21 protein-coding genes are annotated in these 21,004 nt (G+C 48.8%); 15 read left to right on the top strand and 6 right to left on the bottom strand.

The features are described from left to right. Both fldB and mnmC read left to right on the top strand, forming a co-directional pair. On the top strand, positions 1-540 hold the full coding sequence (fldB, locus tag ACXAFI_RS05495; RefSeq protein WP_475107995.1) for a flavodoxin FldB: 540 nt from the start codon (positions 1-3) through the stop codon (positions 538-540). 13 nt (positions 541-553) lie between these two features. Then, a complete protein-coding gene (mnmC, locus tag ACXAFI_RS05490; protein WP_475107994.1) occupies positions 554-2,533 on the top strand; it encodes a bifunctional tRNA (5-methylaminomethyl-2-thiouridine)(34)-methyltransferase MnmC2/FAD-dependent 5-carboxymethylaminomethyl-2-thiouridine(34) oxidoreductase MnmC1 in 1,980 nt (659 codons plus the stop codon). A gap of 54 nt (positions 2,534-2,587) precedes the next feature. Here the strand turns inward: mnmC and ACXAFI_RS05485 are convergent, their stop codons facing one another. Next, positions 2,588-3,220: a DUF502 domain-containing protein gene (locus ACXAFI_RS05485; protein WP_475107993.1), complete on the bottom strand. Its 633-nt coding sequence runs from the start codon at positions 3,218-3,220 to the stop codon at positions 2,588-2,590. A 9-nt stretch (positions 3,221-3,229) separates the two neighbouring features. Between ACXAFI_RS05485 and ACXAFI_RS05480 the strand changes: the two genes are divergently transcribed. Continuing rightward, positions 3,230-4,021, top strand: a complete 792-nt coding sequence (locus ACXAFI_RS05480; protein ID WP_475107992.1) for a glutaminyl-peptide cyclotransferase — start codon at positions 3,230-3,232, stop codon at positions 4,019-4,021. Positions 4,022-4,023: 2 nt separating this feature from the next. On the opposite strand, the gene ACXAFI_RS05475 is transcribed toward ACXAFI_RS05480, so the two are convergent. Beyond that, entirely contained in the window at positions 4,024-4,461 is a 438-nt protein-coding gene (locus tag ACXAFI_RS05475; protein WP_475107991.1) for a hypothetical protein, read from the bottom strand. 163 nt (positions 4,462-4,624) lie between these two features. Between ACXAFI_RS05475 and recQ the strand changes: the two genes are divergently transcribed. From recQ to ACXAFI_RS05460, 3 genes are all read left to right on the top strand, one after another. Next, positions 4,625-6,430 (top strand): DNA helicase RecQ, encoded by a 1,806-nt coding sequence (recQ, locus tag ACXAFI_RS05470; protein ID WP_475107990.1) that lies wholly within the window; start codon positions 4,625-4,627, stop codon positions 6,428-6,430. 163 nt (positions 6,431-6,593) lie between these two features. Further along, positions 6,594-8,105, top strand: a complete 1,512-nt coding sequence (locus tag ACXAFI_RS05465) for a CoA-acylating methylmalonate-semialdehyde dehydrogenase (RefSeq protein WP_475107989.1) — start codon at positions 6,594-6,596, stop codon at positions 8,103-8,105. A 133-nt stretch (positions 8,106-8,238) separates the two neighbouring features. Next, positions 8,239-8,511, top strand: coding sequence for a monovalent cation/H(+) antiporter subunit G (locus ACXAFI_RS05460; protein WP_475107988.1), 273 nt, complete (start codon positions 8,239-8,241; stop codon positions 8,509-8,511). Positions 8,512-8,607: 96 nt separating this feature from the next. Here ACXAFI_RS05460 and ACXAFI_RS05455 read toward each other — a convergent pair whose 3' ends face one another. From ACXAFI_RS05455 to djlA, 3 genes are all read right to left on the bottom strand, one after another. Then, positions 8,608-9,498: an OmpW/AlkL family protein gene (locus ACXAFI_RS05455; protein ID WP_475107987.1), complete on the bottom strand. Its 891-nt coding sequence runs from the start codon at positions 9,496-9,498 to the stop codon at positions 8,608-8,610. Positions 9,499-10,172: 674 nt separating this feature from the next. Continuing rightward, the gene (locus ACXAFI_RS05450; protein WP_475107986.1) at positions 10,173-10,481 is read right to left on the bottom strand and encodes a BolA family protein; all 309 of its coding nucleotides are present in this window, start codon (positions 10,479-10,481) and stop codon (positions 10,173-10,175) included. Between the two features lie 172 nt (positions 10,482-10,653). Beyond that, complete coding sequence (gene djlA / locus ACXAFI_RS05445; protein ID WP_475107985.1) at positions 10,654-11,436, bottom strand: co-chaperone DjlA; 783 nt, start codon at positions 11,434-11,436, stop codon at positions 10,654-10,656. Positions 11,437-11,674: 238 nt separating this feature from the next. Here djlA and ACXAFI_RS05440 point away from each other — a divergent pair, with 238 nt between their 5' ends. Next, entirely contained in the window at positions 11,675-12,292 is a 618-nt protein-coding gene (locus tag ACXAFI_RS05440) for a hypothetical protein (protein ID WP_475107984.1), read from the top strand. 60 nt (positions 12,293-12,352) lie between these two features. On the opposite strand, the gene ACXAFI_RS05435 is transcribed toward ACXAFI_RS05440, so the two are convergent. Next, entirely contained in the window at positions 12,353-13,270 is a 918-nt protein-coding gene (locus tag ACXAFI_RS05435) for a LysR family transcriptional regulator (protein ID WP_475107983.1), read from the bottom strand. A 137-nt stretch (positions 13,271-13,407) separates the two neighbouring features. Here ACXAFI_RS05435 and ACXAFI_RS05430 point away from each other — a divergent pair, with 137 nt between their 5' ends. From ACXAFI_RS05430 to ACXAFI_RS05395, 8 genes are all read left to right on the top strand, one after another. After that, positions 13,408-14,055, top strand: a complete 648-nt coding sequence (locus ACXAFI_RS05430; RefSeq protein ID WP_475107982.1) for a hypothetical protein — start codon at positions 13,408-13,410, stop codon at positions 14,053-14,055. A 1-nt stretch (position 14,056) separates the two neighbouring features. Continuing rightward, a complete protein-coding gene (locus ACXAFI_RS05425; RefSeq protein ID WP_475107981.1) occupies positions 14,057-14,692 on the top strand; it encodes a type 1 glutamine amidotransferase in 636 nt (211 codons plus the stop codon). 320 nt (positions 14,693-15,012) lie between these two features. After that, positions 15,013-15,564 carry a hypothetical protein gene (locus tag ACXAFI_RS05420; protein ID WP_475107980.1) on the top strand — a complete coding sequence of 184 codons (552 nt, stop codon included), beginning with the start codon at positions 15,013-15,015 and terminating at the stop codon, positions 15,562-15,564. A 482-nt stretch (positions 15,565-16,046) separates the two neighbouring features. After that, positions 16,047-16,598 (top strand): hypothetical protein, encoded by a 552-nt coding sequence (locus tag ACXAFI_RS05415; RefSeq protein WP_444919502.1) that lies wholly within the window; start codon positions 16,047-16,049, stop codon positions 16,596-16,598. Positions 16,599-17,082: 484 nt separating this feature from the next. Beyond that, a complete protein-coding gene (locus tag ACXAFI_RS05410) occupies positions 17,083-17,607 on the top strand; it encodes a hypothetical protein (RefSeq protein ID WP_444919503.1) in 525 nt (174 codons plus the stop codon). A gap of 302 nt (positions 17,608-17,909) precedes the next feature. Next, a complete protein-coding gene (locus ACXAFI_RS05405; RefSeq protein ID WP_475107979.1) occupies positions 17,910-18,437 on the top strand; it encodes a hypothetical protein in 528 nt (175 codons plus the stop codon). A gap of 633 nt (positions 18,438-19,070) precedes the next feature. After that, positions 19,071-19,583, top strand: a complete 513-nt coding sequence (locus tag ACXAFI_RS05400) for a hypothetical protein (RefSeq protein ID WP_475107978.1) — start codon at positions 19,071-19,073, stop codon at positions 19,581-19,583. A 271-nt stretch (positions 19,584-19,854) separates the two neighbouring features. Continuing rightward, positions 19,855-20,982 (top strand): NAD(P)-dependent alcohol dehydrogenase, encoded by a 1,128-nt coding sequence (locus tag ACXAFI_RS05395; RefSeq protein ID WP_475107977.1) that lies wholly within the window; start codon positions 19,855-19,857, stop codon positions 20,980-20,982. Positions 20,983-21,004: the final 22 nt, after the last annotated feature.

Here is a 21,004-nt window from a genome sequence, read left to right as displayed (position 1 = left end):
ATGCCAAGCTCCCAAGCTCCAATAGGCCTGTTTTACGGCTCCAGCACCTGCTACACCGAAATGGCCGCAGAAAAAATCCGCCAATATATTGGCCCCCAGTGGATCGACCTACACAACGTGGCCGAGGCGGATATTACCCTGGCCGAGGACTACGATTTCTTACTGTTTGGTATTCCCACCTGGGATTACGGGGAGCTGCAGGAAGATTGGGAGAATATCTGGGACGACCTGGCAGGGCTGGACCTGCACGGTAAGACCTTCGCCCTATTTGGGCTCGGCGACCAGGAGGGCTACCCACAGTGGTTCCAGGACGCCCTGGGTTATCTGCACGCCCAACTGCTCGCCTGCGGCGCCCGTGCCGTGGGCTATTGGCCTGCCGAAGGCTATGAATTTGAGGAGTCCAAAGGACTGACCGAAGATGGCAGCCAATTTGTCGGCCTCGCCCTCGATGAAGAGAATGAATTCGACCTCAGCGAGGAGCGTATTAGCCGCTGGTGCGACCAGGTCATGCGCGAACTCGGCCTTAAGGACGGAGCCTGAAGGTAGTATTGAAGTGAGCAAATCCAGCAAACACGCGGATATCCAGTGGCGTGAAGATGGTCAACCCCTGTCCCGCGCCTATGACGATATCTATTTTTCCAGCGCCTCCGGGCTGGAGGAAACCCGCTACGTATTTCTGCAACAAAATGCGCTGGCGGAACGCTGGGCAACCCTGCCTGAGAACGCCACTTTTACCATTGGCGAAACCGGCTTTGGGACCGGCTTAAACTTTCTCGCCGCCTGGGAGCTATGGCAGAAAACCGCTCCAAAAAATGCGCAGCTGCACTTTATTACAGTGGAGAAATTTCCTCTGCATCCCCAGGATCTGCAGCGCGCCCTGGCACTGTGGCCACAACTGCAGCCCTACTGCCAAGCTTTGATTGAAGCCTACCCCCCATTATTGGCCGAAGGCGTTCACCGCATGCAGTTCGGTCCAGTGAGGCTAACTCTAATTATTGGGGAGGCCAGCCAGGCTTTAGATAGCCTGCACTTAGGAAAAGAAAACCGCGATCGATATGTCGATGCCTGGTTTCTGGATGGTTTTGCACCGGCCAAGAATCCGGACATGTGGACTGAAGAGTTGTTCGCAAACATGGCCCGCCTGAGTCGACTCGGCGCCACTTTCGCCACCTTCACCTGTGCGGGGCTGGTCAAGCGTGGCCTACGCGAGGCGGGCTTTGCCCTGCACAAAGTACCGGGATTTGGCAGCAAACGGGAAATGCTGTGCGGCACTCTGGAACAGTTACATAACTCTCAGCACCATAACACTCCTTGGCACCTGCCCCGCAGCGAGCCACAGCAGCCGAAATCTGCCACAGTAATCGGTGGCGGTATTTCTGGCGCCACCATTGCCAGGGCACTCGCAGAGCGCGGTGTACAAGTACAAATTATTGAGCGCGGACCAGCCCCCGGCAGCGGCGGCTCCGGCAACGACCAGGGCATACTCTACGGCAAGCTCTCCCCCAAACCGGGCCCCAATGGGGATTTCAATCTGCACGCCCTGATGTTCGCCCAGCGATATTACAAGCAACACTGCCCGCAGCTCGCACATTTTAACGGCCTGTTACAACTGGCTCAGAGTGATAAGGAGAAGCTGCTACAGGAGCAGATCGCCACTAGCCTGGCAGAGCACCAAGGGCAAAACCTGGCCCGATTAGCTTCTCATGAGGAGGCCAGTCAGCTAGCGGGCGTAGACCTTCCTTTTGGCGGGCTCTACTTCCCCGAGGCGGGCTGGCTGGAACCCCAAAAAGTCTGCGCTGCGCTCCTGGAACACCAAAATATCTCCCGATACCAAGGCACAGCAGTGGAAACACTGACTCGCCAACATGACAAATGGCTGCTGCGTACAGAAGGTAAAGAGATAGAAACGGAGGCGCTGATTCTCTGTGGAGCCAATGATATTCGCAGCTTTGCACCGGCTGAGGCCCTGCCCCTGCGTCCAATACGCGGCCAGGTCTCCCGAGTGCGCGCCACAGAGACCTCCGCAAAATTAAAAATTGCCCTCTGTGGTGAAGGCTATATCACTCCGGCCCACGAGGGGCGCCAGAGCTTCGGCGCCACCTTCAAGCTCAAGGAAACCGCCACAGAGTTACGTGAAAGTGAGCATTGGGAAAACCTGCAGACACTGGCAGAACTGCTGCCGCAGTTTGCCGAGGAATTTTCCAACCAGGATTTTTGTGGCCGCGCCGCACTGCGCGCTGCTACACCGGACTACCTGCCAGTTGCCGGGCCAATTCCCGACTGGGAATCCCTGGATAGCACCTATGCAAACTTGCGCAAAAACCGCAAATTATTGATCGATAAGCAGTCGGACTATCAAGCGGGGCTCTACGTGATGGGCGGCCTTGGCTCCCGTGGTTTTACCTACGCGCCGCTAACGGCCGAATTACTCGCCAGCTGGATAATGGGCGGGCCCTTGCCTGTCAGTGCGGGCCTGGCCAAGGCTTTACACCCAGCGCGCTTTGCCATCCGCGATCTGGGCAAAAATCGCTAATCGAGTTGGGAGTTGAGGCTTTTCTTAACTCCCATATTTGAGACATCCCCTGCTTTAAGCTTTTTCTGCTTTCGTTTTCCCCGGCGGGGCCAACAGACTAGCACTGCCGGCCCCGCAGGCCACGATAGTTTTCATGGCCGCTTCAACGCTTACGCCAGGCAGTATTTCCACACACTCCGCCGGCACATGGAAAACAAATCCCGATGTGGGCACTGGAGCCGTTGGTACGTAAACCGTCATCTCGCCATTGGCGTGCTGAGAGGTCACAATCGCCGTCACCGTGATCGGATTATCCGCACCGTGGATGCGCACTCGTGCCACAGGCCCGGAAAGTACCCCCTCACCGCCACCACCAATAAATTGCACAACCAAATCTTTAATGGTGCTATACCCTGGTGCCAGGCGACCGAGCCAATGGTCAACATGGCGGTGCAGCCAGTTGCCGATACTGGTTTTCACCAGCAGGCCAATCAAGAAGCAGCCCCCCAGAATCAGCGCTATCACCACAAGCTTGGCAAGGGTATCCTTGAATTCGGTATTCGCTTCCAGCCAAGTAACGGCGGGGGCGACAATTTCACTGACCTGGCCTAACAACCACTGGAATAAAAGTACTAAGATTGCGATGGGCAGCACCACCGCCAAACCACCCAAAAGGGTCAAGGTAATAAAGGTTTTTACTCTGGTCATAGATAATTGATGTACCGACTTACTCTCCGCAGCTGGATACCGCTGCTCTTATCTTGCCTGCTGCCAATAGCAGCACAAGCACAGCTAAAGGCAACCCCCTTCTCCATTCTGGAGGAGCGCCAACGGGGGGGGGATCATTTCACCCAGGGACTCTATTTCGACGGCCAACGCTGGTGGGAAAGCAGTGGCCTCTACCGTCGTTCTTGGCTCGCCGAGTATACCGACCCAAGCAAAAAACCTGTAAGGCGCAAATGGCTACCAGGCAGGCTGTTTGCCGAAGGGCTTACCGTTCTGGACGATAAGCTCTACCTACTTACCTATAAAGCCGGTGAATTGCATATCTACAGCGCGAGTGATCTGCAGCATTTAGGGGTTAAGCAATACAGTGGCGAGGGCTGGGGGCTTACCAGCGATGGCGAATCCCTGATTATGAGTAATGGCAGCGATAAACTGATCTTTCGCGATCCCGACACCTTTGAGGTCAAGCGTCAGCTCAAAGTACATGGAGCGGGAGAAATCTGGTCGAATCTGAATGAACTCGAATTTGCCGAGGGCTTGATCTGGGCCAATATCTGGCAGGACAGCCGCATCATCGCCATAGATCCCAAGAGCGGTGAAGTACGTGGCGCGATCGATCTAGGTCGGCTAAATCCCGATGTACTCCAACACCCAGACACTGTGGCCAATGGCATCGCTTGGGATAAAAACCGAAATGGTCTTTGGGTAACGGGAAAATTCTGGAAACAACTCTACCTGATCCGGCCTCAGGGCCTGGGCTTTACTAAAAGCACAGACCATTGAGCTCAGTGCCTGCGATCAATAACCGTCAGAACTCCACCGTTACGCAAATAATCCATTGAGGAGAGCTGCAACTGCAGGTGAAAGCCGTGGTCCCGACTTTGCAAGCTGACACCATCAAGCCCTGCCTGTCCATCGTAAAGCATGGTGGACTCACCCTTTTCATCCTGCCACTGAATTCCCTCGACATTGCGCATACCGAGAAGCTCTAGCGATACCAGGGTAAACTGGTCAGGCAGCGGCTGTAGCTCAATCTGTGCAACCCCAGAGGCGGTGGCCAGAGAAAATGCCAACTGATTCTCCGGAGCCGGGCGCCAGCCCAGATGTGTGTCCGCCACAACAGACTGCACAAGTGTACGCGGAGTACTAGTACTAGAGGAGCAGCCGAAAAGCCCGGCCAGAACTGTCAACCACAACACAAAAAGCACGATCAAAGTGCGCATAGACCTATCCTTAGGCGACCGCTGTGATGAGATGCGAGGTGAAATGTGATTATAACCCGTGAATTCTGTCACAACTTATAAGCTGCCATTGCATTGTATTTCAAGGCAACCCACCCTATAAACCCACCGCACAAAGTCGCTACGCGGGGTATACTCCGCCGCCATGAATTCCCCACAACATATTCTCGAACACGTCTTCGGCTATACCCACTTCCGCGCCCCTCAGGAAGAAGTCATTGAGACACTTATGGTCGGCGGTGACGCTCTGGTGCTTATGCCCACCGGTGGCGGTAAATCCCTGTGCTACCAGATTCCAGCCCTAGCCCGACACGGCTGCGGTGTGGTGATATCGCCATTAATCGCATTGATGCAGGATCAGGTGGAGGCATTACAAGAGGCTGGTATTCGAGCCGCCTACTTGAACTCTTCCATCTCCTTCGACGAGGCCCAAGCTATAGAAAGCCAGTTGCTATACGGCGAGCTCGATTTACTCTATTTAGCCCCGGAACGCCTGTTGCAACCTAGAACACTGGCGCTTTTACAGCGCGTCGAACTCTCATTGTTTGCCATTGACGAGGCTCACTGTGTCTCCCAGTGGGGTCATGACTTCCGTGCGGATTACCTACAACTCAGCTGTTTGCACGAACAGTTTCCCAGGGTGCCGCGCATAGCGCTGACTGCCACGGCGGACAAACGCACCCGTGCGGAGATAGCCAAGCGCCTCGATCTGGAGAGCGCCCGGCATTTTGTCAGCAGTTTTGACCGTCCGAATATCCAATACCGAATCGAGCCCAAGGACAATCAACGTAAACAACTCCTGCAATTTCTGAAAAACGGGCAGGAGGGCCAGGCTGGAGTGGTTTACTGCCTGTCACGCGCCAAAGTGGAAAACACCGCCGAGTGGCTCAGCCAGCAGGGCTTTACCGCCCTTCCCTACCATGCGGGCTTACCGGCAGAAACCCGCGCAGAACATCAACGCCGTTTTCTGCGCGAGGAAGGGGTGATCGTTGTCGCCACCATTGCCTTCGGTATGGGTATCGACAAGCCCGATGTGCGTTTTGTGGTGCATCTCGACCTGCCCAAAAGCGTTGAAGCCTACTATCAGGAAACCGGTCGGGCTGGGCGCGATGGAGAAACCTCTATAGCACTACTGCTCTATGGCCTGGAAGATGTGGTCAAACTCGGGCAAATGGTGGAATCCTCAGAAGGTAGCGAGGAACACAAACGCCTCGAGCGCACAAGACTCAATGCCATGTTGGGCCTATGTGAAATGACCAGCTGTAGACGTCAGGCACTACTGCACTATTTTGCGGAAACTCTCGAGCACCCCTGTGGCAACTGTGACATCTGCCTGGAACCACCCGCCACCTGGGATGGCAGCGAAGCAGCCATCAAACTGATCTCCTGTGTGTACCGAACCGGTCAACGCTTTGGAGCCAGCCATGTGATTGACGTACTGCGCGGTTCCGATAATGAAAAGGTTCGAAAATTCAATCACGACCAGCTCACAACCCATGGTATTGGCAAAGATCTCAGCAGCAGTGAGTGGAGAGCCGTGGTACGGCAACTGATTGTAAGAGGCTATTTGGACGTTGAAGGTGAATTCCAGGGGCTTAGACTCACAGAAAACTGCCGCCCATTACTGCGCGGAGAGGAAAAACTGCAACTGCGTAAACTCCCCAAGAAAGCCCCTCGTACCCAAGCTCGAAATGCGGCAGTTCTGGAAGATCTTGACCCGGAAGAGGAACCCCTCTGGCTGGCGCTTCGCAGCTGCCGCAAACAACTGGCCGAAGAGCGTGGAGTACCGCCTTATGTCGTCTTTCACGATGCCACCTTGCGCGGGATGGTAAAAGCACACCCCCAAACCCGCAGTGAACTCCTAGCCGTCTCCGGTGTTGGCGATAGTAAACTGGAACGTTTTGGCGATGCTTTTCTCACCGTACTTAGGGACTTCCCCAAACACAATTAAGGACTACTAACCAATAAAAATTATAAAAAAATAAAAACGGCTCAAGTGGAGCATTTTATTCCAGGCTCCAACATCTGGTGGATTTTCCCACCTGGAGTGACCTGTGTTACAAAGGCACAAAGAGGTAAAAAAATAACGTATAACCCCCCAGTGAGAGGAAACCATGAAAGTTATTGGTCACCTGATTAATGGCAAGCTATCTACCAGCGACGATTCGTCTCAGCACCCTCGCCTGCAAGATGTAGCCAACCCCTCAACAAATGAAATAATCGGTAAAGTCGCGCTGGCCAGCAAAGACACCGTTGAAGAGGCCATCTCAGCGGCAGAAGCCGCCTACCCCGCCTGGCGTAACCTGCCCACAGCAAAGCGCGTGCGTATCATGTACCGTTTGCGCGATCTTTTGGAGGAGAATGCGGAGAAAATCTGCGAGCTGATCACTCTGGAGCACGGTAAAGTGCTCAATGATGCTATGGGTGAGCTGCAGCGGGGCATCGAGAATATTGAATATGTCTGCTCTGCACCAGAGATGCTCAAAGGCGAACACAGTAAGAACGTTGGCCCAGCCATTGACTCCTGGAGTGAGTTCCAACCTCTGGGCGTCTGTGCGGGAATTACCCCGTTTAACTTTCCCGCCATGGTGCCTTTATGGATGTGGCCAATGGCGATTGCCTGCGGCAACACCTTTATCTTAAAACCCTCTGAACGAACCCCCTCCTCCGCCCTATTTATCGCCGAACTAGGTATCGAGGCCGGCATCCCGGCCGGGGTTTTAAATGTTGTTAACGGCGATAAAGAGGCCGTGGACACATTGCTAACCGACAAGCGTATTCAGGCGGTAAGCTTTGTAGGCTCAACTCCTATTGCAGAATATGTCTACACCACAGGTACTGCCCACGGTAAAAGAGTTCAGGCCTTTGGCGGCGCAAAGAATCATGCCATCGTGATGCCGGATGCTGACTTGGACAACGCAGTAGCCGCATTAATGGGTGCTGCCTTCGGCTCCTGTGGTGAGCGTTGTATGGCTATTTCTGTAGCCGTTGCGGTTGGCGATGAAACAGCCAACACTTTAGTAGCAAAGCTTAAAGAACAAATTGCCCAACTAAAGATTGGCGATGGCATGAACAACCAAAACGATATGGGACCTTTGGTTACCCAAGCGCACTTAAATAAGGTGGAAGACTTAATCAGTGCCGGTATCGAAGAGGGCGCGGAACTGGTAGTGGATGGCCGCAATATGAAGGTTCCAGGCTACGAAAGTGGCAATTACCTGGGGGCCTGCCTGTTTGATCGTGTTACCCAAGAGATGGCCATACATCGCAGTGAAATTTTTGGCCCAGTACTCTGTGTAATGCGTGTAGATACCATGCAGGAAGCGATGGACATCATTGATGCTCACGAGTACGGCAATGGTACTTGCCTATTTACTAGAGATGGGGAAGCTGCCCGTTACTTTAGTGACAATATTAAAGTGGGCATGGTGGGTATCAATGTGCCTTTGCCCGTGCCTGTAGCTCATCATAGTTTCGGCGGATGGAAACGCTCCCTATTTGGGGACCTGCATGCTTATGGGCCAGATTCTGTGCGATTTTATACCAAGCGTAAAACTATCACTCAGCGTTGGCCCGCGAGTGGAGTAAGAGAAGGGGCACAATACAGCTTCCCAAGTAATGGCTAATTAGAGATAAAATTAGGGGCGGACACCCGCCCCTTCCACCAGCAAAAAAATATCAAACTAGCCCCACCCAAACTAAACCTGCCTCCCTTGATGTATCGGCAATAACGAAAGCCTTAAATCTAAGGAGATAGAGATGTCCAAGAGACCTAGCAACAAAACAATAATTAAAGCATTTACAGCCATCCTATTTTTCTTGCTTACTACCGCCACATCTTCAATATCCATAGCGCAAAGTGCCACTCTGAAGCAGTGCCAAAGTTGGAACAATAAGATTGAGCACTATCAGGACAAAAGAAAAAAGGGAGGCTCTGGTAAAAAGATGGATGAATGGAAGGGAAAGATTCGGCAGTACAGAGATAAATTCAGGAAGAATAAATGCAGCAGGTACGGTAGAAAATTAGGCTAAAGTAGTTCAGCTCAAAAAATTTCGCCCAGCATGTCAAATAATTTATAAAGCCAAAAAAAAGGGCGCATCGCGCCCCTTTTCAAAGGATAAGATTGATTACCAATTGAAATCAAACTTATAGCCTACACCGATGTTGAATACCCAGGGATCGAACTCGTAGTCACCTCCGAATCTGTGCTCCCACCAGCGGTTAAAATCGTCATCATCATCAAAGAAGCGGCGATTAAAGGTATCCACTTCAACGTCTGTGGTTACATCATAGTAAATAGCAGCCACATTAATCAGCCAGCTACTATCATGGCCAAAGGTGAAATCAACACCAATTTGCCATGTATAACCCCAGCTATCGCCAAAGTTCACGCGGCCATCCCAGTCGCGCCAGATTAGGTTCTCATCATCATCCTCATACCAGAAACCCCAATGTCTGAGGCGCTCATCACTGAAGTCGGTATAGTTAATACCGATGCCCATGTAGGGCTGTACCAGGCAGCTGGGATCCAAAGGATACCAGTTCAGGTACGCGGCCGTGGTTTGAGGCTTCCAGCGAGCAAAATCACCTCGACGGCGATCAAATAGATTGTCGTCCCAGTCATCATCCCAGAAACGCCACAGCCAAGGATCACGGCTACCACCGGTATGGCGATCACCTTGCTGGTAACTCAGGGAAACACCCCAGTGATCTGTCGGCTTCCATTCAGCATTAATAAACCAACCCCACTCACCATCAGGGTCAAGGTTGGTTCTGAAAGCACCCCAATCACGGAAACGATTGAAATCATCATCATCATCATCATGATAACGTAACCACCGATCAGCAAAGGTTACATTGTCAGAGTTTGGTGACCAGTAAGCCCCGCCAATCCGGATCTTGAACTCCTGGGTAGGAGGGGGTGGTGGGGCATAGCCAGCAGGTCCTGCCGAAGCGACACTAGAGATTGCTAAGGCGAGGGGCGTCATAACGGGGATCAGAATACGCGTCATCTTCATTTGTGGTAACTCCATTGAAATTCAGCAGATCAAACAGCAATCAGCCCAATCAATGGTCAGTCTAGTCGCACGAAATCACAGATGTTGAAAAAACAAACAAATGTTGGCGCCCAAATATAATTCTACGTTTTTATGGCACTGATAAGATCTTTTGACGCGAAATTTAACAATCAGATCTTAATCTCATAAGGAGTTTAACGCCCACAGCATTTATTCAGGTGAAAGTTGGACAACGAGTATTGATCCAAATTCCAATTGGGCACTGACACAATAGAGTGCCTAAAAATTAAAAATGGAATGAATCAAAAGACCCAAAATAGAATTGGCAGAAAATCCCACATCTTACTTTTAGCTGGAAAAAAATAAGCTTTCAAAAAAATTAAGCAGGTTCCACATCACCAGAAAACACACCCTTGAAAGTCGGAGTTGAATTTTTCTTCATCAAGGGACTAAAAGCGTGGCAGTAAAAAACGTATGAATACACTTGGGGAGATTTAAACTTACGAACACATAACCAGGCTGCCCTAAATTGGGTCAGAGCAGCCTAGTTTTTAGAAACCTCTTCCCTCTATAAAAACACTCTTATCAGGGGTGAGTGTCACTGAACCCTACGAACTTCAAGTAATCTACATGCGGACATGCGGAAATAGCTTCTTGATATAGCCTGCTGCCACTTACCCTTTCTTACTACCACCCTGACACTCAGGGCTCTCTGGAGCGTCGCCTTCCCATTCATCCGGTGCATAGGTATGGAGCGCCAAGGCATGAATGGGGCCAGCCATTTCATCAGCAAGAACGGAATACACTTTTTGATGACGCTGGACCTTTCGAATTGATTCGAAGGCCTCGCTCACCAACACCACCCGGAAGTGCATTTCAGATCCTGCTGGGACATTATGCAAATGGCTTTCACATTGGACATCAATAAATTGGGGGTGAAAGCTCGTAGTTAGTTTTTCTTCGATCTGTTTTGCAAGACTCATAAATTCTCTTTAAAAACTTTCTTCTGGTTAATTCTCAAGATTTTTTATTTCGACAACAAGTTGAAACAAAATATTTATGTACTACTCCCAGCTAGCTGGGAGAAACAGCCGGAAGGCTAGCAGGTTTTTCTACCTGCTGAGCATTCCAAGTCGAACTGCCTAAGCAAGGCGATTAACTGGCCACTTTGGCCTTGCTCTTCCGGGCTTCAACAATTGCTTCATACGCAACGGTAATGCTCTTCATCTGATCTTCAGCGTGACGCATAAATTCCTCAGGAAGCCCCTTGGACGCCATTTTATCGGGGTGATACTCAGCGGCCTTACGGCGATAGGCCAACTTCAAATCCTTATCGCTGGTTTCCTCAGAGCAGCCAAGCACTGCGTAATGCTGTTGAAGCTCAGAAGCGCTGCTTCCCCTACCGTACCCAAATTGATTTTGCATGGCCTCAAAGAGTGATTCATGCAATCCCAAATCCGCAGTAATTTTTCTGAGAATCACTTCCTCAGAGGAATGCAACTCACCATCGGCGTAAGCAACGGCAAATAAAAGGCGATAAACCATCTCCCGCATCGCCTGGTTTTGGACCAACACACGATACTGTTTTGCATAATCGTAAATGCTGTACTTATCGGTCTTCGCATTCTCAAAAATTCGGATTGCATGCTTGCGATCCTCGGCGCCTAAGCGAAGATTATTCTGGATAAAATCTTCGATCAGCTGCACTTCCGCCTTGGACACCTGTCCATCTGCTTTAGCCATCTTGGCCAGCATGGAAAATAAGGTCACAATAAAAACTTTCTGGGCGCCCTCTCTATTTAGGACCGCAGCTGCACCACCCAAACGCTTTAAGCCAGATCCAAAGGAGCTACCAATCCAGGCACCCAAGGCCGCACCAATCGGGCCTCCAAACATAAAACCGAATCCGGCACCAATTCCCGCCCCTAACCAGGACATACTCTCTCCTCCGAGCGCCAAACAGCACTCCAATATCATCTAAATCAAACTGTTAAATCCCGGCTATCTTACCACGTGTAAGAGAACGTCAGCCGAAAGACGTGACTAAAAAGTCAAGCGCACTTTTCCTCAAGGCGTCACCTTGATCCCTGTCAGGTACATTTAGTTTCCTAACAGTCTCCCCCTATCTGCCACAATGATGTACAGGGCATTCTCATAGGAAATGAGGAAAGGCTAAATGAAACTGCGGCGAGTGGCAGGCTTATTGCGCCATTTAACAATGAGCCTTCTTATATTGCTGGTTTTCACAGGGTGCGGAAACCGGCAGGATACAGATAGTCAGGCTAACGGGTCACAATCTAGTAAGGTTGATACCACTGGTCATCAGGACTGGGAAACCATTGTTGAAGTACTCCTTCACCCCCGCTGTTTGAATTGTCACCAGCTGGAATTGCCCCTTATTAACCAAGGCTCCCCCCATGTACCCCGCGTAGAGCGGGGGCCCGATAACATGGGTCTGGGCACAATGCGCTGCAGTAACTGCCACTCCAACCAGAACAATCCAGTGACTGGAGCGCCCGGAGCTCCGGGTTGGGCTATGGCACCCATCAGCCTTAACTGGTCTGGTATGTCATCGGCCCAAATCTGCAAGCTGCTGACTACCCCCCAAGATAATGGCGGCCGCTCCCCGGAGCAATTAATGCAATTTATGAGTGAGAATCCCCTCGCGCTTTGGGGCTGGAACCCTGGTGGCAAGAGAGAACCCGTCAATATTCCCCACGAAAAACTGGTGGAAGCATTAAAAGGCTGGATAGCCGCAGGAGCACCTTGTCCACCACCGGCTCCTTCAGATTAACTCCCAGCGGGAAGAAGGCTGATGTAGTAAGAGTTAGAGGGGCACTATTTATAAGCCCCTCTATTCAAGTCCTCTGTATTTAAGCCCTTCTTCCCTTGATAATGTCAGGGCCAAGTCATCCAGCCACCCCTTATGCCCTCCCCTCCAGGCAATAAAAAGCTCTTCTTGAGGCTCTACAAATTCACCGACAACCTTTATTTTTGCCCCACCGACATCCTCAACAAGGGCCTCTGGCAGCAAAGCGAGAAACTGACCCGTTTTAATCAGGCGGCTAAGCACACCATAGTCATTCACTATGACCTGAAGCTTTCTGGCAGGTAGGTTTTCCCCCCAGCCATCACTGCCAATGCCTCTCTCCTCACCACAAAATGGAGAGATTCTCGGTGCGGCAAAGGGGTATTGTTGAAGAACCTCTATTGGCACCCCTGATTTTGACCATTGACCAGATGCTAACGGGTGACCTGGGCCCGCAACGATACACAGAGTTTCTACTCCCAGCATGCAGGTCGTTATCTGGGTTGGTACCTGGCCCAATATCGCACCAGTAATTATGGCCAAGTCCACCTCCCCTCTGACCAGCATACTCAGCGCCAGGGATTCATAGGCAGAAGTGAATGAAAGGCGGGCATTTGGGTGTCTTTCTGCCAACTTACATTGAATAGCCGTGGCCCAAGTCAATTGTATGACGGCAGGCGCTGCCACCCGACACTCGGGCAAATTGCCCAACCCGTTGAGTTCAGCCTGGGCCTGCCGCGCAATGGCTGTGATCTCAGCGGCTCGCCCTTGTAATCGACGCCCTGCATCATTGAGCCGGATTTGTTTGCCCACCCGGTCGAATAAACGTGTGTTCAACGCCTTTTCCAGACGGCGTAAAACCTTACTCAAACCCCCCGGGGTAGTATCCAAGCGGTCCGCCGATCGCTGCAGGTTTTCTGTAGCGGCAATAACAAGAAACTTCTCTAGATCCTCTATTTCCATTTTGGAACCAAAAGCTACCAATATTGAATCGATTGGTAACTAATGTACGTTTAGAATCGCAAAACACCAAGCCTTTGGGTCCGCTAAATAGCAATTTCCTTCCTATCTAGCGGCCCCGCCACTAGGAACACAGACTGATGGGCAAACTTTCTCGACTCTGGGGATTAAGTATTTCGGGAGCCTTAGCCCTGGCAGCAGCATTAGCGTTTGCAGACGATTCAAACGGCACTCATGGAATAGCGCTATTTTCTATTAAAGGGCAACTCATTGCCTCCCATATGCCGCTTCACGGCAAGCGCCATGGGCACCAGATTATTCTCGCGCTGGAATCAGAGAAAGAAAAAACCATTGCTGAACTGGCTCAGAAGACACCGTTCATTTCACTCAAGCCCGAAGAGTTCTCCTTAAACCGTCTGCGCAACGGCGATTTAGGCTTTTTTACTGGTGAAGTCTTTAATGGCCACTTTGAGCGCGATGGAAAAACTCAACTGAAGTCTATTCCATTCAGGGTCACCAAAAAGTTACTCGACCTACCCCTCACTCGCAAAGAGAATGGTCACTACCGATTGGTGCGTTTAAATTCAACAAGTCTGCTTATCCACGAAATAGCATCTCCTCCCAGTTTTGACCAGATTCTGGAAGTTATTGCCGACCCATCTGCTCCCAACACTATCAACACTGACAGTAAACACCCTATTTCTGAAGCCCACTGGCCTGAAAGTCTCAATGAGGCGGGGATCGTATTTCGTCGGCAGCTCTACCTGGAAAAGCAGGACTTTCAATAAGATGCAGAAACCGATTCTTATTATTCAGCATGAAGACAATGAAGGTCCGGGATATATTGCCGACTGGGCAAGCCAACACCAGATACCAACAACCATTATTAACCCGCAAAAGTCTGTATTGCCAGAAACTGGTTTTAGTGGCGTCATCCTTTTGGGTGGAATGATGAACGTTAAAGACCACAAGTTACTACCATGGCTCGCGGACGAAATTCAATGGGTAAAAAGTACTATTCATCAGCAAATACCCTTTTTAGGCATTTGCCTGGGGGCACAAATACTCGCTCACGCACTGGGAGCGGGTGTTAAGCCAATGAAGCAGGAAGAAATGGGCTGGCACTCTATTAACTGGATAGCAGAAAAACCCTCCGCCATAGAAAAAGTCTTTCAGGCGCATAGTTATTATTTTGAAATCCCTGAGGGGGCCAAGCGCCTGGCGCGCTCTAAACTCTGCCCGAACCAGGCATTTTTATACAGAGATAATATCCTCGGCTTGCAGTTTCACCTGGAGTGGTCACAAGAGAAGGTCGCACAACTCTTTCCAGAGCATATGAAAAAATACGGGTCGCCAGAGAAGAATCACTCAGCCAGCCGTAAGGCGTTGTTTGAAACCCTAAACAATCATTTTGTTAAGTTATAAAGAAAAACTGGATTAAAAAAACAGTTAAAGAAAGCACAAACGAACTGCCACATGTAGACGTAAAGTCATCCACATTAGCTCCCACCCGATTTCACCCTCAAACAAAGAAAACCAAAACACGCAATTCAAAGTAGGAAATTACTATCATAAATTAGTAAATCCTTCCCGAAAACACCCAGAAAATACACAAGCAATCCTTATTTTTACTTTTAGGGTCTATCATTTTTTAGCCAAGGCATTCTCTCCTGGCATGCTCACCAAGGATTGGTCTTGGCTTTTTCTTTAACATGAATGTTATTGTTTTGTACAAGGAAGTTTACATGAAGATTTTCAGCCAAAAGGTTCTGGCATCCATAGCCACTGCCGCCCTGGCACTCGGCTCCGCCACATCTGCATTGTCCCAAACGGACAGCGAAACTAGCGTTATCACATTGAATTATATGAGTATGCAAACTATTGATATCGCTTTTGTGAATGATCTTAACCTCCTGGCGCCACCAGATGGTACACCTGGCCCTATTCTCGCTGAAGATACCTTCTGTGTTGCTGGAGTAGGCTTTCCGAATTTTGGCATCACTTTTAGTAATCCAGGGAACCCACTGGGAGGACCATTTGAGCTAGAGTCTGCTGTAGCTGGCGCAGTACCAATAATGTATGAAGTTTTCTTTAAGAACGACATCCTCCCAGGGCCAGGCATGCCTGTTGCACCCGATGCTATTATCCCTGGAAACATGATACAGACACCTATGTGCATGGACCCAACGATGAATAACGCAAAATTTAATATTGAAATTCAAGAACCACAATGGGCTGGCAGAGCGCCCGACGCCCCATTTACCGGCTTGTTAGAAATCACGGTGGAAGCTGAATAAGATTTTGCATAGGATTTATTAACATTAGCTACGCCAGAAAACACTTCTGGCGTAGCATTTTAAAAAAAGAACAAACTGAAAAAATGCCTGCTCATACGCTCCATAATGAAAGACCTTAATCGTCGCCATACATTTGGTTACCAAATCTCACCTTACGGTAGCACACACCTCAATAGACGCCATCGTAAAAAGCATTCATGGCACTCACACCGCAAGAGTCCATTTGATAAAAGCTTTCACATTTACGGGGACCAAAAAGAAACTTATCTGTCACAGCCTCTTCTCAAAAAATAAGAAGACATTCTCAATCTTTAGTAAATTCCTCCCGAAATAACTTAGATCAGAAGTCATATACTCCCCCCTCCCAGATCAACAACTAGTCTTTTTATACCAAGAGTTACTCACCAAGCATCCTCACTTCTTCGCTTCGGAGTTGTTTTTAACACAGTCATTGACTGATCTTATGTAACAGGGAGATTTTTATGAAGTATTTCGCCCCTAAGCTACTGACAACCATAGCCGCTGCTGGCCTTGCGTTCGGTTCAGCTACATCGGCACTAGCTCAAACCGACAGTGAGACTACCACCATAACACTCATGTTGATGCAAATGGATAGTATTGATATAGCATTTGTTGATCCTGTAAATATTGACAACCCTGTCCCTGGAATGGCTGCAACGGCTGATGAATCATTCTGTGTAGCCGGAACAGGCAGCGTTAATAACTACAGTATTACTTTTACCAATCCTGCCACCACAGGACCACAGTTTGAGTTAATGTCACAATCAAACCCTGGCTCCCCGGTCATTAACTATGAGGTATTCTTTAAAAACAATAACGGCCCAGGACCCGGAACAATAATGGCTACGCCCAATGACCCCATCCCAGGAAATTCGATCGAAGCATCCGCCTGTAATAACCTTACGGATGAGAATGCCAAATTTACCATTCAAATCCCCTTTCCTGAATGGGATAACAGAGAGAATGACTCACCATTTGTAGGGCAGCTATTGATTACGGTAGAGGCCGATTAAAGCTCTCTTAATGAGCCTTTAAAATTTTTTACCAATTAAAAACTGCGCCAGAAATGCATTCTGGCGCAGAACTCAAGGTAAAAAATAGAAGATTCAAAAGGCGCCTCCAGACACACCCAATGAAAACCTTAACCGCAGACAAAAACTTTTAAATTGAAAGTAACCTCAGCATACAAATAAATTGTCAAACGCAGCCCCAAACCAACCCATATATCCCCCACAAAACCACCCTAAAAAAATCACAACCACGACAGAAGAGAACCATTGACAGTAAGCCCAACTAAAAAATAGGAAATTCTTCTCAAACACTAGTACATATTTCCTGATTTTTACTTAGAGCAAAAACCATAGACATCACCTTCCCAATTTAACAACTAACCTTTTTATACCCGGACTTACGCACCAAACACCCTCTTGCAGTTTTTAGCTTTGGCGCTGTTTCAAGTACAGGTATTGTGGACACTTATGTAAAAGGAATTTACTTATGAAGATTATCGCACCAAAATTACTAGCATCTCTTGCCGCTGCCGGCCTAGCATTTGGCTTTGCAACAACTGCACTATCCCAAGTCTCAGATAGCGCGCAAAGTATGATTACTTTGACTGTCAATGAGTTTATTGTGATAGAAGACGTTGATAATATAAACCTGAACCCAAGTCCAGGACAGGATGCTCAACAGACTGATTTTTTCTGTGTTGCCGGCAGTGGTTTTTCGACGTTTAGCATTACTTTTGAAGGAGTCGGCACAGGCACAGGATCACCATTTCTTTTACAGGGCATGGGTAGCACTACACTGGGCTACCAGGTCAATTTCTTAAATGCTACCTCAGGACCAGCTCCTACAGCGGCAATGCCCGGCATCCCTATAACCAACAATACACTTCAGGCAAGCAACTGCGCAGATAATAACGCCCTCTTTAACATTTTAATCCCCTCTTTTCAATGGGAACCTGTAGCCGGAATGGCTCCATTTATGGGCACGCTAATGATCACTGTTGAATCCGAATAATTCAACACATTGCTCTAAATAGCATTCGACCATGCTGCACCAGACATTAACTCTGGTGCAGCAGTTTAACCTTTTAGCAAAGCTGCTCTGCCACCATATAGGCTCACTAAAAAAATAAAGTTACTAAAAGTAGGAAAGCTTTCTCATAATCCTCAGACACTCACTTAAAGCCACCTAAAAATATACCTACCAAAGACCCAACCTCAGATTACTGGCTATTATTTTTAAACCAAGGCAATTTGAATTTTTTGCTTTGTTTTTCAACAGAAGCGTTGTAGTTTTTTTACGCAAGGAAGTATCTGATGAATCCTTTTACCCCCAAGTCAATATTATCGGCAGCTCTTTTTAGTTTGGCACTTGGCTCTTCCACATCTGCACTATCCCAAAATATGGATATGGAAACCAGTGTGATCCAACTCATCTTCAATCAAGCCCCATTCATTGATATAGCCAATGTTGGTAACGTTGATATCATAGACCCCGCCATTGGTTCTAATGCAACTGGATCTGATGACTTTTGTGTTGGTGGAACTTTTGGGGCCTACATTATTACATTTACCAATCCTATGGGATCAGATTTTACATTGATGAGCAGCAATAGTACTCCGAATCTTCCATATAACGTAACTTTTTTCAACATGATAGGGGGACCCGGACAGACAGTAATCCCTGGCGACCCAATCCCCAATAATCCGATTCAGGATACCCTGTGCGATGCCACCGTGGTCAACTCAAGATTTGTGGTTGATATTCCCTTTACTATATGGGATGGCAGACAGAACGATGGTCCATTTACTGGAATGCTAGAACTCACGGTAGAAGGCCAATAAACTCTTCCCCAGACAAGTTAATAATATCGCTAGGCCAGAGTACATCTCTGGCCTAGCACCTTAAAATCAACTGAAAAACAGATAGACTTACCCAATTAAAAAATAAAGATTTAATATTGTTAATTAACTCTCACTGTCGAGTTATTTGTCATAAGCTACGCCAGAATAGACTCCTGACGCACTCTAAAAGAATGATGGAAGTGTTCTCGAAAACGCGATGGCAGGCATGCCTATTCCCAACATTCTGATTCAAGCAACCAATTGCGCTGATGATAATGGCACTTCTGACATAACCATCCCTAAAAACAAACGAGAGCCCAAATAATGCTTACTACGTGAATAAATAGCACTCTAAATAGTACTCGACCATGCTGTACTAGCTATTAATTCTGGAGTAACATTTAACCCCCTTATCAGGCTGCCTAGCCGGGCATCTAAGCTCATAAATAAATTCAGAGAAATAGGAAAGCTTTCTCATAGACGATAAGACTTCACTCAAAATCACCAAAGAAAACACCTACCAAAGATTACTGACTATTCTTTTTATACCAAGGCATTTTCAAAATTAATATTGTTTTTGCTTTGTATTTTTCAACAGAAGCGTTTTTGAGTTTTAATGCAAGGAAGTATCTGATGAAGTTTCCCACCCCAAAGACTCTGATATCTGCAATTTCACTGAGCGTAGCACTTGGCTCATCTATCCCTGCGCTTTCCCAAGTCACAGATAGCGCGCAAAGCATGATCACCCTGTCGTTTGTTGAGTCCATTGTGATCGACAATGTCAACGACCTCAATATAACCCCAACAGGTGCTAACTCACCCGCTACGGGGATGGATCTATTTTGTGTCGCCGGTACTGGATTCCCGACGTTTAGTATTACATTTGGTAGTGCATCCATGCCTTTTGAGCTTTCCAATGCCAATGCAGAGACGATTAATTATGACGTCTTCTTTGACAACGGCCTTAGTGGCATAATAACTCAGGCATTTGCCGGTGTAGCTATTCCAGGGCAGATGATTCAGAATAGCGATTGCACAGCTGATAATGCTGCCTTTGAAGTCTCCATTCCTGCATCAGAATGGCAACCTGTGCAAAACCAGGGACCTTTTATTGGTAACCTTTTTATTTTGGTTGCCTCTGAATAATTTCACACATGTATACCAGCCACCGGCTACAAATAAATTGAGTAGGTATGCACCAAATACTTACCTACGTCGGCATTAACATCCGGCGTAGGTTTTAAAGAAAAATTAATCCGCCCTCAGTCTGTATAGTTGTTTTCACACTGTGAATAATCTAACTTGGCGACCCCTTCCCCCCCATCTAGTCTTAAAACAATTAACCCGATAAAAGCGGCATGGAAGCAGTGCCCAAATCTTTGCACTGCACAAGAAATACCGCTAAGCGAGAGAAAAGATGACAAGCACTCATAGAGTTGGCAACGAATTCACTGCGGCAGTAGTCAGGAAAGCGGGCAGCCCTTTCGTATTAGAACAGGTGAGGCAGACCGAACTACTGGAAAATGAAGTGCTGGTTAAAATCGTCGCCACGGGTATCTGCCACACCGATATGATTGCCCGCGACCAGGATTATTTAGTTCCGCACCCTATTGTATTAGGGCATGAGGGCGCAGGAGTGGTAGAGGCGGTTGGTGATAGCGTACTTAAGGTGACCCCTGGGGATCATGTTGTCTTAACTTTCCTCTCATGCAGTAGTTGCAGGGAGTGTATTTCCGGCCATCCGGCTTGCTGCGAAAACTTTCGCGATCGAAACTTCTCCGGGCGTCGCATAGATGGCAGCCACGCCCTTGCCGATCAACAGGGAGGGACGCTTAACGACCGCTTTTTTGGTCAGTCTTCCTTTGGCGAGTACGCGGTAGCCAATGAGCAAAACGTGGTTAAGGTGCGCAAAGATGCTCCCCTGGAATTATTAGGCCCTTTAGGGTGTGGCATTCAAACGGGTGCCGGCACCGTTTTAAATTCACTTAAGGTGGGCCCCGGTTCCAGTTTTGCAGCCTTTGGGGCAGGCGCCGTGGGCTTGGCTGCAGTGATGGCCGCGTCAGCAGCGGGGGCCACTACCATTATCGCTGTGGATATCCTTCCCTCAAGGCTGAAACTGGCAATGGAAGTTGGCGCCACCCACACAATCGACAGCACTCAGGGCAAGGTTGCAGAAAAAATCAGGGCAATTACCGGCAAGGGCGTGGAGTTTGCCCTTGACGCCACAGGAATCCCCGCAGTGATTAATACCATGATCGACTCTTTGCGAAGCCGTGGCGAGGGGGCGATTATCGGACTGTCGAAACCCGGCGAGAAGCTCACTCTGGACCTCATGGACCTGCTCAACCAATGCAAAACTCTGCGAGGTGTGGTTGAAGGAGACAGCCTACCGGATCAGTTTATTCCCACTATGATCGACCTTTATATGGCCGGCCGCTTCCCATTTGATAAGCTTATTAAGTTCTACGATTTTTCTCAGATTAACCAAGCCGCTGAAGACAGCGAGAAGGGGTTAACTTTAAAACCTGTTGTGCGGTTTTCCTAGCGCCTGTACCTAGGAATTTCTT

It is taken from the genome of Microbulbifer sp. ABH2_005, from assembly GCF_056160005.1.
The sequence above is the reverse complement of the archived record's forward strand: the minus strand, read 5'-3'. Positions and strand labels throughout refer to the sequence as shown.

Excerpts from the sequence above, each read along its gene's own strand:
- fldB (WP_475107995.1), top strand. The coding sequence starts at position 1 with ATGCCAAGCTCCCAAGCTCCAATAGGCCTGTTTTACGGCTCCAGCACC.
- ACXAFI_RS05485 (WP_475107993.1), bottom strand. The coding sequence starts at position 3,220 with ATGACCAGAGTAAAAACCTTTATTACCTTGACCCTTTTGGGTGGTTTG.
- ACXAFI_RS05480 (WP_475107992.1), top strand. The coding sequence starts at position 3,230 with ATGTACCGACTTACTCTCCGCAGCTGGATACCGCTGCTCTTATCTTGC.
- ACXAFI_RS05475 (WP_475107991.1), bottom strand. The coding sequence starts at position 4,461 with ATGCGCACTTTGATCGTGCTTTTTGTGTTGTGGTTGACAGTTCTGGCC.
- recQ (WP_475107990.1), top strand. The coding sequence starts at position 4,625 with ATGAATTCCCCACAACATATTCTCGAACACGTCTTCGGCTATACCCAC.
- ACXAFI_RS05465 (WP_475107989.1), top strand. The coding sequence starts at position 6,594 with ATGAAAGTTATTGGTCACCTGATTAATGGCAAGCTATCTACCAGCGAC.
- ACXAFI_RS05460 (WP_475107988.1), top strand. The coding sequence starts at position 8,239 with ATGTCCAAGAGACCTAGCAACAAAACAATAATTAAAGCATTTACAGCC.
- ACXAFI_RS05455 (WP_475107987.1), bottom strand. The coding sequence starts at position 9,498 with ATGAAGATGACGCGTATTCTGATCCCCGTTATGACGCCCCTCGCCTTA.
- ACXAFI_RS05450 (WP_475107986.1), bottom strand. The coding sequence starts at position 10,481 with ATGAGTCTTGCAAAACAGATCGAAGAAAAACTAACTACGAGCTTTCAC.
- djlA (WP_475107985.1), bottom strand. The coding sequence starts at position 11,436 with ATGTCCTGGTTAGGGGCGGGAATTGGTGCCGGATTCGGTTTTATGTTT.
- ACXAFI_RS05440 (WP_475107984.1), top strand. The coding sequence starts at position 11,675 with ATGAAACTGCGGCGAGTGGCAGGCTTATTGCGCCATTTAACAATGAGC.
- ACXAFI_RS05435 (WP_475107983.1), bottom strand. The coding sequence starts at position 13,270 with ATGGAAATAGAGGATCTAGAGAAGTTTCTTGTTATTGCCGCTACAGAA.
- ACXAFI_RS05430 (WP_475107982.1), top strand. The coding sequence starts at position 13,408 with ATGGGCAAACTTTCTCGACTCTGGGGATTAAGTATTTCGGGAGCCTTA.
- ACXAFI_RS05425 (WP_475107981.1), top strand. The coding sequence starts at position 14,057 with ATGCAGAAACCGATTCTTATTATTCAGCATGAAGACAATGAAGGTCCG.
- ACXAFI_RS05420 (WP_475107980.1), top strand. The coding sequence starts at position 15,013 with ATGAAGATTTTCAGCCAAAAGGTTCTGGCATCCATAGCCACTGCCGCC.
- ACXAFI_RS05415 (WP_444919502.1), top strand. The coding sequence starts at position 16,047 with ATGAAGTATTTCGCCCCTAAGCTACTGACAACCATAGCCGCTGCTGGC.
- ACXAFI_RS05410 (WP_444919503.1), top strand. The coding sequence starts at position 17,083 with ATGAAGATTATCGCACCAAAATTACTAGCATCTCTTGCCGCTGCCGGC.
- ACXAFI_RS05405 (WP_475107979.1), top strand. The coding sequence starts at position 17,910 with ATGAATCCTTTTACCCCCAAGTCAATATTATCGGCAGCTCTTTTTAGT.
- ACXAFI_RS05400 (WP_475107978.1), top strand. The coding sequence starts at position 19,071 with ATGAAGTTTCCCACCCCAAAGACTCTGATATCTGCAATTTCACTGAGC.
- ACXAFI_RS05395 (WP_475107977.1), top strand. The coding sequence starts at position 19,855 with ATGACAAGCACTCATAGAGTTGGCAACGAATTCACTGCGGCAGTAGTC.